The organism is Pseudomonas sp. Irchel 3E19 (assembly GCF_900187585.1).
In the GTDB taxonomy this organism is placed as follows: Bacteria; Pseudomonadota; Gammaproteobacteria; order Pseudomonadales; family Pseudomonadaceae; genus Aquipseudomonas; species Aquipseudomonas baetica.
Genome location: NZ_FYDT01000010.1, coordinates 96,998 through 110,174 on the forward strand (window position 1 = coordinate 96,998; position 13,177 = coordinate 110,174).

General features: G+C 60.5%; 12 protein-coding genes. 6 read left to right on the forward strand and 6 right to left on the reverse strand.

Annotated elements, in window-relative coordinates:
* Position 1: 1 nt before the first annotated feature.
* The 3 genes from CKW18_RS09045 to CKW18_RS09055 all read right to left on the reverse strand — a co-directional run bounded on the left by CKW18_RS09045 (position 2) and on the right by CKW18_RS09055 (position 4,114).
* Entirely contained in the window at positions 2-931 is a 930-nt protein-coding gene (locus CKW18_RS09045; RefSeq protein WP_095188513.1) for an NAD-dependent epimerase/dehydratase family protein, read from the reverse strand.
* Positions 924-1,808 carry a sugar nucleotide-binding protein gene (locus tag CKW18_RS09050; protein ID WP_095188514.1) on the reverse strand — a complete coding sequence of 295 codons (885 nt, stop codon included), beginning with the start codon at positions 1,806-1,808 and terminating at the stop codon, positions 924-926. Before CKW18_RS09050 ends, CKW18_RS09045 begins: the two co-directional genes overlap by 8 nt.
* A gap of 197 nt (positions 1,809-2,005) precedes the next feature.
* A complete protein-coding gene (locus CKW18_RS09055) occupies positions 2,006-4,114 on the reverse strand; it encodes a mechanosensitive ion channel family protein (RefSeq protein ID WP_095188515.1) in 2,109 nt (702 codons plus the stop codon).
* A 361-nt stretch (positions 4,115-4,475) separates the two neighbouring features.
* On the opposite strand from CKW18_RS09055, the gene CKW18_RS09060 reads away from it, so the two are divergent.
* Genes CKW18_RS09060 through CKW18_RS09075 form a run of 4 tightly spaced genes read left to right on the forward strand, consistent with a single transcriptional unit; the run spans position 4,476 to position 8,450 of the window.
* Complete coding sequence (locus CKW18_RS09060) at positions 4,476-5,402, forward strand: DUF72 domain-containing protein (protein WP_095188516.1); 927 nt, start codon at positions 4,476-4,478, stop codon at positions 5,400-5,402.
* Positions 5,399-6,196, forward strand: coding sequence for an endonuclease/exonuclease/phosphatase family protein (locus CKW18_RS09065; protein WP_095188517.1), 798 nt, complete (start codon positions 5,399-5,401; stop codon positions 6,194-6,196). The genes CKW18_RS09060 and CKW18_RS09065 overlap by 4 nt, the downstream gene beginning before the upstream one ends.
* A complete protein-coding gene (clsB, locus tag CKW18_RS09070) occupies positions 6,193-7,467 on the forward strand; it encodes a cardiolipin synthase ClsB (protein WP_095188518.1) in 1,275 nt (424 codons plus the stop codon). Before CKW18_RS09065 ends, clsB begins: the two co-directional genes overlap by 4 nt.
* A complete protein-coding gene (locus CKW18_RS09075) occupies positions 7,464-8,450 on the forward strand; it encodes a lysylphosphatidylglycerol synthase domain-containing protein (RefSeq protein ID WP_095188519.1) in 987 nt (328 codons plus the stop codon). The genes clsB and CKW18_RS09075 overlap by 4 nt, the downstream gene beginning before the upstream one ends.
* 111 nt (positions 8,451-8,561) lie before the next feature.
* Here the strand turns inward: CKW18_RS09075 and CKW18_RS09080 are convergent, their stop codons facing one another.
* The 3 genes from CKW18_RS09080 to CKW18_RS09090 all read right to left on the reverse strand — a co-directional run bounded on the left by CKW18_RS09080 (position 8,562) and on the right by CKW18_RS09090 (position 11,704).
* Complete coding sequence (locus tag CKW18_RS09080; RefSeq protein ID WP_095188520.1) at positions 8,562-9,320, reverse strand: S9 family peptidase; 759 nt, start codon at positions 9,318-9,320, stop codon at positions 8,562-8,564.
* Positions 9,310-10,419 carry a DUF3182 family protein gene (locus CKW18_RS09085; protein WP_095188521.1) on the reverse strand — a complete coding sequence of 370 codons (1,110 nt, stop codon included), beginning with the start codon at positions 10,417-10,419 and terminating at the stop codon, positions 9,310-9,312. Before CKW18_RS09085 ends, CKW18_RS09080 begins: the two co-directional genes overlap by 11 nt.
* A gap of 283 nt (positions 10,420-10,702) precedes the next feature.
* Positions 10,703-11,704, reverse strand: coding sequence for a GlxA family transcriptional regulator (locus tag CKW18_RS09090; RefSeq protein WP_095188522.1), 1,002 nt, complete (start codon positions 11,702-11,704; stop codon positions 10,703-10,705).
* A 101-nt stretch (positions 11,705-11,805) separates the two neighbouring features.
* Here CKW18_RS09090 and CKW18_RS09095 point away from each other — a divergent pair, with 101 nt between their 5' ends.
* Positions 11,806-12,354 (forward strand): cysteine hydrolase family protein, encoded by a 549-nt coding sequence (locus CKW18_RS09095; protein ID WP_095188523.1) that lies wholly within the window; start codon positions 11,806-11,808, stop codon positions 12,352-12,354.
* Positions 12,355-12,592: 238 nt separating this feature from the next.
* A complete protein-coding gene (locus CKW18_RS09100) occupies positions 12,593-13,174 on the forward strand; it encodes a YjfI family protein (protein WP_256214494.1) in 582 nt (193 codons plus the stop codon).
* Positions 13,175-13,177: the final 3 nt, after the last annotated feature.

Genomic DNA, 13,177 nt, shown 5'->3' on the forward strand with positions numbered 1-13,177 from the left:
GCTATTTTCCGAGCAACCGAGCCAGCCCAACGCTCATCGGCGTCTGCTCTGGCAGCGTGAAACGCTCCAGCAAACGAGCGTTGTTCGCCCGCGAGTGGCGGATGTCGCCGGAGCGTGCCGAACCGTAGCTGACGGGAGGCAACTCGCCAACGACCTTTTGCAGTTCCGCAAGCATCTGCTTGAGGCTCATCGCCTGATTCCAGCCGACGTTCACCGGGCCGACTTCCACTTCAGGCTTTTCGATCGCCTGCACCAACAAGTCAACCAGATCTTCGACATAGAGGAAGTCGCGCGTCTGCTCGCCATCGCCGAACACGGTGATCGGCAGGCCTTTCTGCGCGCGTTCGCTGAAGATGCTGATCACCCCGGAATACGGTGAGGACGGATCCTGACGCGGGCCGAAGATGTTGAAGAAGCGGAAAATCGCCGGTTCCAGACCATGCTGGCGGCGGTAGAAGTCGAAGTAATGCTCGCCGGCCAGTTTGTCCGAAGCATAAGGCGTCAGCGGAGCCTTTGGCGTGTCTTCGTCAATCGACTCGCCCTCGCCGTTGTTGCCGTACACCGCCGCACTGGAGGCGTACAACACACGTTTAACCCCCCACAGACGCATGGCTTCGCAGACATTTAGCGTACCGATGAAGTTGCTCTGGTGAGTCTTCACCGGATCATCCACTGACGCCTGTACCGAGGCCACGGCCGCCAGATGCGCGACAGCGCTGCAACCTTGCATCGCCTTGGAGACCAGCGTCGCGTCGGCGACATCGCCGACAATCAGTTCAACCCGAGGATTGTCCAGCGGCAGGTTGCTGCGCTTGCCGGTCGACAGATCATCCAGAATGCGTACCGAGTGGCCCTTGGCGAGCAAGGCATCGGTGAGGTGCGAGCCAATGAAACCGGCGCCACCGGTGATTAATACAGGGCCTTCAGCCATGACGATAAAACCTATCCAGTAAGCCCGGGAGTGCGGCACGCCAGGCGCGTGGCTTGATCCCGAAAGTGTGCAGAATTTTCTTGCAGGCGAGCACCGCGTGTTGCGGTTCCTGGGCAGCGTCCGGCCGCGCGGCGTGAGCCTGGGCGGTCGGTGCTTCGATGGCCAGTGCGTGCAGGCTGCGGGCCTCGGTCAGAATCGCCTGGCCCAGCGCCAGCGGTGTGGTCGCTTCGTGGCCGGCGTAGTGATAAGTACCCCACAGCGGCGCCGCGCAGTCGAGTTGCTTGAGCACCGAAATAATCACCCGTGCGGCGTCGTCGACCGGGGTCGGATTGCCCCGTCGATCATCGGCCATGAGCAATTCTTCCGGTTGTTCGGCGCGGGCGAGGAAACGTCCCAGGGTGCCATCGGGGCTGTCGTCGAGCAGCCAGCCGAAACGCAGCAATACGTGCTGCGGGCAGGTGGCGCGAACACTTTGTTCGATCCGCCACAGTGCCTGACCGCGCAGACCCAAGGGCACCGGTTCGTCTTTTTCGCTGTAGGCGGTGGCACGCGAGCCGTCGAACACCCGATAACTGGATGGCTGCACGAGGACGATGTTGTGGTGTTGGCACAGTTCGGCCAGACGCTCAATGGCGCGCTCTTGCCCGGCCATGCGGCTTTCGCTGACAGTCTCGGCCTGGAACCAGTCGAAATAGTAGGCGAGATTGATCAACGCATCGGGACGGGTGTCGTCGAGCAGTTGCGTCAGGCTCGCGGCATCCCAGCCGTCTTCGGGCGGGCGGGGGGCGAGGAAACCGATGTCTTCTTCCGCACCGAGGCGAATCAGCGCCTGCCCAAGGGCATTTCCGCCGCCCAGTAACATAAGGCGCATTCGCATAGAGTCAGCAGGCCCAGTCTGATAGGAACGATGGCTTTGGCGACGGGACTTGTGGTGCCGTCGTCGATCATTGCCGGAATCGTTGCATTTTGCGGGTTTAGTGCGCAACCGTCACCCGTAAAGTGTCGATGGCCGGGATTTGTAGTGTTGCAACGGGCCTGTTCGCGAAGTGGCCGGCGGCGCCACCCGATAAATCGCTATTGAATCGGCGATTGCTGCGGCAACACCACTGAGGGCTGCTCCGGCGTCACATCATCTGCCGGCTGACGCTTGGGCAACAAAACCTGCTGTGGATAAGTCTGCGCAAAATGCACCCACGGACAGTTATCCACAAGCTTCTTCAAACGCTGGTTGAACGCCCGGCTCACCGCATATTGCCCACCTGACACCGTGCGGAACTGCGCCGTCAGCACCACGCCGTTAAGATCCATCCTGTCCACCCCAAACACATCCAGCGGCCCTTGCAGGTTGTACTTGAGGAACGGGTCTTCACGGATCGAATCGCCGGTCTCGCGGATCAACTCGATGGCCTTTTCCACATCGGTGTCATAAGTGAACTGCACCGAGAAGAACGCAAAGGCAAATTGCCGTGATTGATTGGTCACCGCCTTGATCTGGCCGAACGGCACCGAGTGCACAAAACCCTTGCCGTCACGCAGGCGCAGGGTGCGGATGGTCAGCCCTTCCACCGTGCCGGCATGCCCGGAATCGAGGACGACCCAATCGCCAATCGACAGGGTGTCTTCGATGATGATGAACAAACCGGTGATCACGTCTTGAACCAACTGCTGCGAACCGAAACCGATGGCCAGACCGACCACGCCGGCACCGGCCAGTAACGGCGCCACGTTGATCCCCAGATTGGCCATGGTGGTGATCGCGCAGATCACCACCAAGATGATTTTGATCGCGTTGCGCAGCAGCGGCAGGATGGTTTTCACCCGGGTGCTGGGCTGGCGCGCCGCACGTTTGCTGACCGGAGGTTTCAGCGCTTCCTGAATCGCCGTGTCGAGCACCACCCACAGCAGCCACGTCACCAGGAAGATCAGACCGATGCTGCTCAGGGCATTGCTGATCGCCCGGCCAACCGTGCTGCTCTGGGCGAAATCGAGCAGCGACACGCCCCAGATCCGACCGAGGATATCGATGAAAGCAATCGCGATGACGATCCGCAGCAAGGCGTGCAACAGGCTGAGAAACCGCTCTTTGTAGGCGCTGCTGCGCTGAAGCGCTGCGGCTTTACGCGACTTGAACAAGTGCTGGAGGATGGTGCTGAGAAACACCGTGCCAATCAGCAGAACCGTAGTGAACAGCGCGCAACGCAGGGCTTTTTGATTGTCTTCGCCAATGCCGATCAGACTCACCGCCGACACCAGCACCATCAGCACGATAGGCCAGTACCACAACCCGGAAAAAATCCGCAGTGACTCCTGCAATGACGGCTGTTTCAGGCGCTGGGCCAGCGGTCGATTACGGATCAGATGCGCCACCGGGCGGCGCAGACGAATCACCAGCAAGCCAAAGATGACCGAGGCAATCAGCCCGGTGAACACCGCGACACTGCTGGTGATATTGCCGCCCAGTTGCCGGGCGATCTGCGGGCTGGTCAGTGCATCGCTGAGGGCGGCGAGAAAGCCGATCAGAAACAGCGGACGCGGGCAGTAATCGCGAATGATCCGCGCGGCCGGGCGTTTGTGGCCGACGTTGAACATCACCACCACGCACAGCAGCATCGACGTGGAAAAGATGCCGCTGCTGGTCGCGTAGGCAAAACACAGCGCCAGCGCGCGACCGACGGAGGCCTGCAAGAAGTGGCTGACGTACAACGTCAGCGGTAGACAGATCAGTGCCGGTACGGTGTAGGGCAGCAGGTAGCCGAGCAGATCCTGACTGCGCTGGCGCGTGCGAAACCAGCGACTTTCGCGCAGACGTTTGGCCGACAGGCTGCCGAGCACGGTCAGCAATGCAAAGGTGCCAAGCCACACACCTGACAGCATCAGGAAGTCTCCACCGACGCTCCAGCCTGAGCGGTTCGACGGCTGGTTGACCAGTTTGTCGACTTCGTCGGCCGCGCGGTCGGCACGCAGGCGCCAGGCGTCGACCAGGTGTTCGTTGAGGTCGAGCTTGTCTTGAACGTCGTCAATGCTCGAACTGATGGCGCCGAGCAATCCGCCCTGGACAATCGGTTCGGGTTTGGCCGCCTCCTCTGTGGCGGCAGGAAGACCCGGCAGCGCGGCGGCGTCGATTTCACTGGCACCGAGAAACAACAATGCTCCTAGCAGAATAGCGATCCTGAACCTGGACAAAACTCCGATCTCCCGTGGCTGAACCTGTAAGGAACTGATCGATATTTGGGCGGCAAGTTCACGAGCCCCTCACCCTGGCCCTCTCCCTGACGAATAGGAACTTCGCGGAGACGGGCCAGAGCCAGCGCAAATCTCATGGTGGATTACAAATCCCTGCGGGAGCGGGCTTGCTCGCGAAGGCGTGGTGTCATTCAGCATATCCTTGGGCTGACCCACCGCCTTCGCGAGCCAGCCCGCCCCCACATTGGGATTCACGCTGCTCTCGAAAATGTACCGTCGGTAATACCGTCGAAACTTTCCCGAACCGCCCGCAGTCATCAACAGACAGAGGCTGTACGAGGACTTTCGACGGGAGGGCGGCATGGCGACGATTCACATCGGTATTTCCGGCTGGCGCTACGAGCCGTGGCGCGGGGATTTCTACCCAAAGGGACTGGCCCAGAAACGCGAATTGCAGTTCGCATCACGGGCGGTCAACAGCATCGAGATCAATGGATCGTTCTACGCCCTGCAACGGCCGGAGCGCTACGCCCAGTGGTACGCCGAAACACCCGACGACTTCGTCTTCAGCGTCAAGGCACCACGGTTCATCACCCATATCCGTCGCCTGCGCGAGATCGAAAAACCGCTGGCGAACTTCTTCGCCTCCGGCATTCTTGAACTGAAGGAAAAGCTCGGGCCGATCCTTTGGCAGTTCCCGCCGAACTTCAAATTCGACGCCGAACGCTTCGAGCACTTCCTCGCCCTGCTACCCCACGACACTGAAGCCGCCGCCACCCTCGCCCACCAGCACGATGGCCACTTGCACGGCCACGCCAGCATGAAAGCCTGGCGCAAAAAACCGCTGCGTCACGCGGTGGAAATTCGCCATGAAAGCTTTATCGACGCCGACTTCGTGCGGATGTTGAAACGCTACAACACAGCACTGGTGATCGCCGACACCGCCGGTAAATGGCCATACCGCGAAGACCTCACCAGTGACTTCGTCTATCTGCGCCTGCACGGCGCCGAAGAGCTTTATGCCAGCGGCTATACCGCGCCAGCGCTCAAACGCTGGGCCGATCGCATCGATGCCTGGCATCACGGCCAGCAACCGCAAGATGCCCACCTGATCGCCCCGCGTCTGAAACCGCGCGCGCGCAAATCCCGCGAAGTGTTCTGCTATTTCGACAACGACATCAAAGTGCGTGCGCCCTACGACGCACGCAACTTGCTGCATCGATTCGACCTCGATGAAGACCTGACAACCACTCCCGGAGAACCCGCTGGCGAAGGAATGTTGGCATGAGTATTTCAGAGCCGGTTGGCTTCACCGACGAAGGTTCCGTCGTTGCGCCATCGGTACGCAGTTTCACCGTACTCACGGTCAATACCCACAAGGGCTTCACCGCACTCAACCGGCGTTTCATCCTGCCGGAGTTGCGCGAGGCCGTGCGCAGCGTGGCGGCGGACGTGGTGTTTTTGCAGGAAGTTCACGGCACCCACGAGCATCATCCCAAGCGCTACACCAATTGGCCGACGATGCCGCAGTACGAATTTCTTGCCGACAGCCTCTGGCCGCAATTCGCCTACGGGCGCAACGCGGTGTACCCCGAGGGCGATCACGGCAATGCGCTGCTGTCGAAATTCCAGATCATCCGCCACGACAACCTCGACGTATCGATCAGCGGCCACGAAAACCGTGGCTTGTTGCATTGCGTGCTGCGCCTGCCCGGCGACGGCACGGAAGTGCATGCGATTTGCGTGCATTTGGGCCTGCGCGAAAGCCATCGCAACGAACAGCTGAACTTGCTCATGCAACGCTTGGCCGAGCTGCCGGACGACGCTGCGGTGATTGTCGCCGGCGACTTCAACGACTGGCGCCAGCGCGCCGACGCGCTACTAAAGCCCTGCGGCCTGCGCGAAGTGTTCGCCGAGCACCAAGGCAAACCGGCGCGCAGCTTTCCGGCGCGATTACCGACGCTGCGGCTTGACCGCATCTACGTGCGCAACCTCAAGGCCAGCCAGCCGAAAGTCCTGGCCAATCGGCCTTGGTCCCACCTTTCCGACCACGCACCGTTATCGGTGGAGATCGAACTATGAACAGCGCACCGCTGGAGAAATCCGCCGTGGAACCGGTCAGCATCAACCCGCCGGTACGCCAACCCGGCCAGGTCGATGTCGAGTATGTCTGGCAGGGCAACAACCGTATCGAGTTGCTGGAAAACGGCGAGGAATATTTCCCCCGCGTGTTCGCAGCGATGCGTGCGGCCAAGAGTGAGATCCTGCTGGAGACCTTCATCGTTTTCGAAGACAAGGTCGGCAAGGAGTTGCAGGAGATTCTGATCGATGCCGCCCGCCGTGGCGTGCGCACCACCGTCAGCCTCGACGGCTTCGGCTGTGGCGAGCTGACCACCGGTTACCTCGCCGCATTGAGCGAGGCCGGAGTGCATCTGCAGATGTTTGATCCGGCCCCCAAACATTTGGGCATTCGGACCAACTGGTTCCGCCGTTTGCATCGCAAGATTGTGGTGGTAGACGGCCTGATCGCGTTCATTGGGGGGATCAATTTCTCCGGCGACCATCTGGCCGATTTCGGCCCGGAAGCCAAGCAGGATTATTCGGTCGAAATCCAGGGCCCGGCGGTGGCGGACATTCATCATTTCGCCTTGCTGCAAAGCGGCCGCCCCGGACGCGCGAGGTTCTGGTGGCAACGCCGGCGCCAGCGTCGCGCCGAAATGGCGTTCAGCGATCACGACGGCCAGGTGCGCCTGGTGTTTCGTGACAACGACCAGCACAGGAGCGATATCGAAGACGTGTATTTGCAGGTGTTACGCCGCGCCAAGCGTCGCGTGGTGATTGCCAACGCCTACTTTTTTCCCGGCTATCGCTTGCTGCGCGAGATCCGCAACGCGGCACGGCGCGGCGTAGAGGTGCGGCTGATCCTGCAAGGCCAGCCGGACATGCTGGTGGCCAAACTCGCGGCGCGCATGACTTATGACTATTTACTCAAGGCCGGCGTGCAGATTCACGAATATTGCCAACGTCCGCTGCACGGCAAAGTCGCGTTGGTGGATGACGAATGGAGCACCGTCGGCTCGAGCAATCTCGACCCGCTGAGCCTGTCGCTCAACCTGGAAGCCAACGTGCTGATCCGCGATCGCGCGTTCAATCAGGAACTGTTCCGCCGCCTCGAAGACCTCAGCCAGAACCACTGCAAAGCCATGGACGCTGGCAAGTCGCCGCGTGGACGCATCTGGCACATGACCGTGGGTTTTCTGGTGTTCCACTTTCTGCGGCATTTTCCGGCGATGGCCGGTTGGCTGCCGGCGCACAAACCCAGGCTCAAGCCGTTTCGAGGTGATCACTCATGAGCCGCTCCGAAGCCACTGCGTCTGCGCATTCGGCGCCAGCGACTCACTCACGCTGGAGCAAATGGAAGCGTCCGCTGACCGTACTGTTTTTCCTGGCGCTGATCGTGCTGCTGACGATGTTCGCCCGGCGTATCGAATGGGCCGAAGTGCTGCAAACCCTTGCCGATTTCAAGGTGCGTACGCTGATCATCGCCGCCAGCCTGACCCTGCTGAGCTTTCTCACCTATGCCAGTTTCGACCTGATCGGCCGTACCTACATCCGTCAGGACCTGACCTGGAAGCAGATCTTGCCGGTAGGCATCATCAGCTACGCGTTCAACCTCAACCTCAGCGCATGGGTCGGCGGGATCGCCATGCGTTATCGGCTGTACTCACGACTGGGCGTGAGCAAAAGCAACATCGCCAAGATTCTCGGCCTGAGCCTGGCGACCAACTGGTTCGGCTACATGACCATCGCCGGCGTCGTTTTCAGCAGCGGGTTGGTGAGCATGCCGCCGGGCTGGAAAGTCAGCACCACGGCGCTGCAAGGCATCGGTGTGGTGCTGCTGCTGATCAGCGCCGGCTATCTCGCGGCGTGTCAGTTTTCCAAACGTCGCGAATGGTCGATCCGTGGTGTGGAGATCAATCTGCCGTCGCTGCGCATGGCGGTGTTGCAACTGCTGCTGGGCGCGTTGAACTGGTCGTTGATGGCGGCAGTGATCTTCACCCTGCTGCCGGGCAAACTCGACTATCCGTTGGTGCTCGGCGTGTTGCTGATCAGTGCGATTGCCGGAGTCATCACGCATATCCCGGCAGGGCTTGGGGTGCTGGAAGCGGTGTTCGTTGCGCTGCTGCAACATGAGGCGTCGCGGGGCAGTCTGGTGGCGGGGTTGCTGGCATATCGGGCGATTTATTTTCTGCTGCCGTTGCTGATTACGCTGGTGATGTATTTATTGGTGGAGGCGAAGGCCAAGTCGTTGCGGATCCAGAAAACACCGTCCTGATTCTGTTTTGCAGTTGCCGGCCTCTTCGCGAGCAGGCTCGCTCCCACATTTGAAATGCGCCCCCTGTGGGAGCGAGCCTGCTCGCGAAGGCGTCCGAGAGAACACCACTGCCTATGAAGACTGGATAATGCTCAACCGCTCGCCAACGACCATTTCGGTAATCCAGTCGACCAGAATAGACGTGTAAGCCTGCTGCGAAACCGGCTCACTCAACGCATGATCCGCACCATCAATGATCCGATGGGTCAGCGAGTGTGTCTGCTGGCACGCCGCGCGATAGCTCATGATCGTCGCGTGCGGCACGTAGTCATCGGTTTCCGATTCCACCAGCAAAACGTCTCCGGTGAATTGCGAGCAGGCATGCAGCGCCCGATTGCTGTCGGCGCGCACCAGCGAGCCGCGATAATCACGCAGGTCAGCCTTGTCCAGGTCGCGCTTGGGCGTGTGCCATTGCTCATCGCGATACAGCGCCGGCACCCGCAGCGCCAGCCAGCGCACAGGGCGTAAAGATGTGAGGATTGCGGCCAGATAACCGCCATAACTGGTGCCGACCACGGCGATCGCCGACGTGTCGAGCGCCGGGTGTGAAAGCAAGCGGTCATAGGCCGCCAGCAAATCGCGCAGATTGTCTTCGCGGCTGACTCGAGTCAGCGCAATCCCGGTGCCGCCCGTGTGGCCACGCAAGTCAAAGGTCAGACACACACAGCCGAGGCCGGCGATGCCTTTGGCCCGTTCCAGATCGCGCTCCTGGCTACCGCCCCAACCGTGGACAAACAACACCCCCGGCACTTTCGATTTGGGACTGAGAAATGTCCCGCTCATCTGTTCATCATCAATGTCGATTTGAATGCTTTCGCTTCTAGCCGTCATAAGATTTGACCGTTACGTATTTGAGGAGAAATTCGCTGTTCTCGGCCGGGCCGCGATACACCTCGATGGCGTCCGCCGGCAACGGCTGGTCGATATAGGTTTCCATCGAAGACACACGGATCGCGCGCATCGTCGGGTCGTTGACGAAACTTTGCAGCGCCGCCACTTCCGCGCTGCTGGCGCCGCCCATGCGCCAGGATTGTTCGAGGACGCCGCTGCGGCTTTTGCCGTTGCTGTCCAGCCCCTGGGCGATGTCGTAATTTCGCCGTGAGGCGTAGAACCGAGGGTAGGCTTCATCGGCAGCGCTGTCGAAAACCTGCGCCTGCTCGATGGCCAGACGCACGTCATCCGGCAGATCCAGCGCCAGCAAATCCTCGTAGCCGCCCTGTACGACCAAAAGATTCGAGCCACCGTAGACGTCTTCGCCATCAGCATCCTTGGTCAAGTATTGATCACCGCAGTAGCTCAGCACCTTGTCGCCGATGAATGACTGGCCGACGCTATGGGTGATGACGTCGCTCAAATCCTGCTCCAGCACCACGCCTTCGCTGAACAGTGCTTCGGCTTCAGGCCGGGCAAGGATTTCGTCGAAGGCGTCGAGGCTCTTGATCACTTCCTGACCGCGACCGGCGCAGGCGTGAACCGGCTTCAAACGAATCGGCCCGCTGTACAACAAATGCTCGGCGGCGGGCCGCGCATCGTCGAGGGCAAATACGCTGAGGCCATCGAGCACCACGTTGCGCACGCGCTCGGAAAACAGCGGCGACCAACCTTGTGGCGCGTGGGCCTGGTGGCTGCGCAGGCCGTGGCTGATGGCTTTGGTACAGATGAAATCATGCTCGACGTAGCCGCCCCACAAATCAGCCGGGCCTTTGATGCCCAATTCGTGAGCATGAGCAGCACCGACAATGGTTTGCGTCGGTAACAGATAGAGGTCACGGTCGCGATGTTTCTCGGGGTCATAACTGCCGCCGAATTTGCACCCGAGAATCTGCGCCAACCATCGGGCCAGGGCCTTGTTTGTCTGTACTTCATGCTGTGGCGCGGCGGCACGCACCGAAAGGGCTACGACCTGTTTTTTGCTCGTTATCGGGGTCATGCGTTTCCCCTTTCAGCGGCGCGGTGAATGTAGTGCAGAGGGGTGCAGAGATCAGGCCAACGGGTTGCCTGTGTAAAACGCCTACGAATCAACTGCTTGCCGAAAGAGTGATGGCACCGCGCCCGTTTCAATCTGCACGACGAGCCGCAAATCTCCGGCAAATTGCACGATTCCCGGCATCATGCAGATCCTTTTGTGGGAGGGGGCTTGCTCCCGAAAGCTGTGTATCAGCCGACATCAATGCTGACTGCCACGCCCTATTCGGGAGCAAGCCCCCTCCCACTCAGGTAATGGGTGGTTTCACTGGAGGGGTCACACCAAACCGCCCTCGATAATCACTCGGCGCCAGCCCGGTGATCTTCTTGAAGATCGCCCGAAACGCCCCCGGATCCTGATAGCCCACCGTCCAGGCAATGTGATCAATCGTGCCGTTGGTGAACTCGAGCATCTCCCGCGCCTTGCCCACCCGCAGATGCTGACAATATTCGGTCGGCTTCAACCCGGTTGCCGCACGGAAACGGCGCAGGAAGGTACGCTCCTCAAGCCCCGCACGCTCGGCCATAACGCTCAGCGAAACATCCGTCGCACCGGTGCTTTGCAACCAATGCTGAACCTTGAGAATGGCGGCGTCGCCATGACTGAGCAGGGGTGCAAAATTGCTGCCGCACTCGCTGGCGCTGTCGCTGTGTTCGATGACCAGAAAGCGCGCGGTACCGGTGGCGATGCTCGGCCCGAGCAAACGATCGACCAGTCGCAAACCCAGCTCCGACCAGGCCATCAGTCCTGCCGTGGTGATCAGATCGCCGTCATCGACAATCGGCGTATCCGCCTTGAGTTTGATGTTCGGATAACGCTCGGCGAAGGCGTTGGCCGACGTCCAGTGCGTGGTGGCGCTGCGGCCGTCGAGCAGACCACTTTCGGCCAGCATCAATGACCCCACGCAAACGCCGCCGAGAGTCGCGCCGCTGGCGTGCTGATCACGCAGCCAGCGCAGCAGCCCGGTGGGCACTTGCGCTGCGCAGAAGCCACCAATGGACGGCGGAATCAGTACCGCATGCAACCCGCTTTCGAAGCCAGGTTGAGTGTCGAAAACCCGTTGCGGCGCCCGATCACCTTCGACCTGCCAATGGCTGACCCGCAGTAACGGCAACTGCGCAGCCTGATGCTCGGCAGCGATCCGGTTGGCCACTGCGAACAGGTCGGTAAGGCCATGCACTGCCGCCATCTGCGCGCCGGGATAAATCAGCACAGCCAGTTCGGCGATGGCGGCCTTTTCTGCGCCCATTGTCAGTTTTCCCCTGTCTATTGTCGGTGCGGCCAATCCTCGAATCGTCCGGCAGGGCCAATACTGAAGCCACTTCCAGCCAATCCATCGAGGACACACCCATGGCCAAGCAAGCGCTCATCGTAGTCGATATCCAGAACGACTACTTCCCCCAAGGCAAGTGGCCGCTGGCCGGTGCCGACGCCGCCGCCGACAATGCCGCGCGACTGATCGCGGCCTTCCGTGAAGCGGGGGATTCGGTGGTGCACATCCGCCACGAATTCACCTCGTCGGACGCACCGTTTTTCACCCCGGGATCGGACGGCGCCAAGCTGCATCCGAAAGTGCTCAACCGCGACGGCGAACCGGTGGTGCTCAAGCATTTCGTCAACTCGTTCCGCGAAACCGAACTGCAAGCCATCCTTGATGAACGAGGCATCAAGGAACTGGTGGTGGTCGGCAGCATGAGCCACATGTGTGTTGACGGCATCACCCGCGCGGCGGCGGATTTGGGCTATGCCGTCACGGTAATTCACGACGCCTGCGCCAGCCGTGACCTGGAGTTCAACGGCCTGACGGTGCCGGCGGCGCATGTCCACGCGGCGTTTATGTCGGCACTCGGTTTTGCCTACGCCAGCGTGGTTTCGACCGACGAGTTCCTCCATCGCTAAGCCACGGGAAACACTTTGCAAAAACCTGCGCCCGCCTCGCTGCGGGCGTTTTTGCGTGCGCCGAAAAAATCTCACGCGTGAGCCATTGATGGCACTTTGAATTGGTTGTAGTGTGGCTCACGCGTGAGATGTTCATAACGGAGTCACAGCCATGAAAAGCCCCTCCCCCGCAGCAAAGTCAGAGAATCCAAAGGGAGAGCGCTCGAAACCGTCCGCGAAGAAACCGTCGAGCTTTTATATGAAGCAGATGCGCGCGGGCCTGGCGGCTGCCGGTTATGTGAAACACGAAACTTGGGTGCTTCCGGAAAACCGAAGCTTGCTCAAGCAAATGGAGCAACAGCTACGCCAACCGATTCTGGCTGGCTCATTCATGTCGGAGAATTACATGAGCGCAGGCAACAACTGGAACATCGATAGCCTCTTCAACGCCCTCAAGGCACTGGACGAGGTGGCTTCGCAAGAGATCACGCTGTCTCTGATCCAGAGCTCCGAACCCAGCATCAAGCTGGAAATGAACGAATTCGGCGGTCTGCCAATTCACATCGCCCTGGCCGGTCAGCAGATCATCGTCGACACCGTGCTGGTGGACATCGATTCGATCACCGACGTGCGCGCCTTCAACGACGCCGTGCTGCGCAGCCGGGAAATGTTCCCGCTGTCGTCGATCGGTATCGAGTCGATGCCGAACGGGCAGACCGTTTACAACATGTTTGGCGCCCTCAGCGCCGACTCGAGCCTGACCAACGTCGTCACCGAGGTGAAAACCCTGGTCGACAACGTGCAGCGCGCGAGCGAAGCCTTCGAACACTTCTTCAAGTAATCA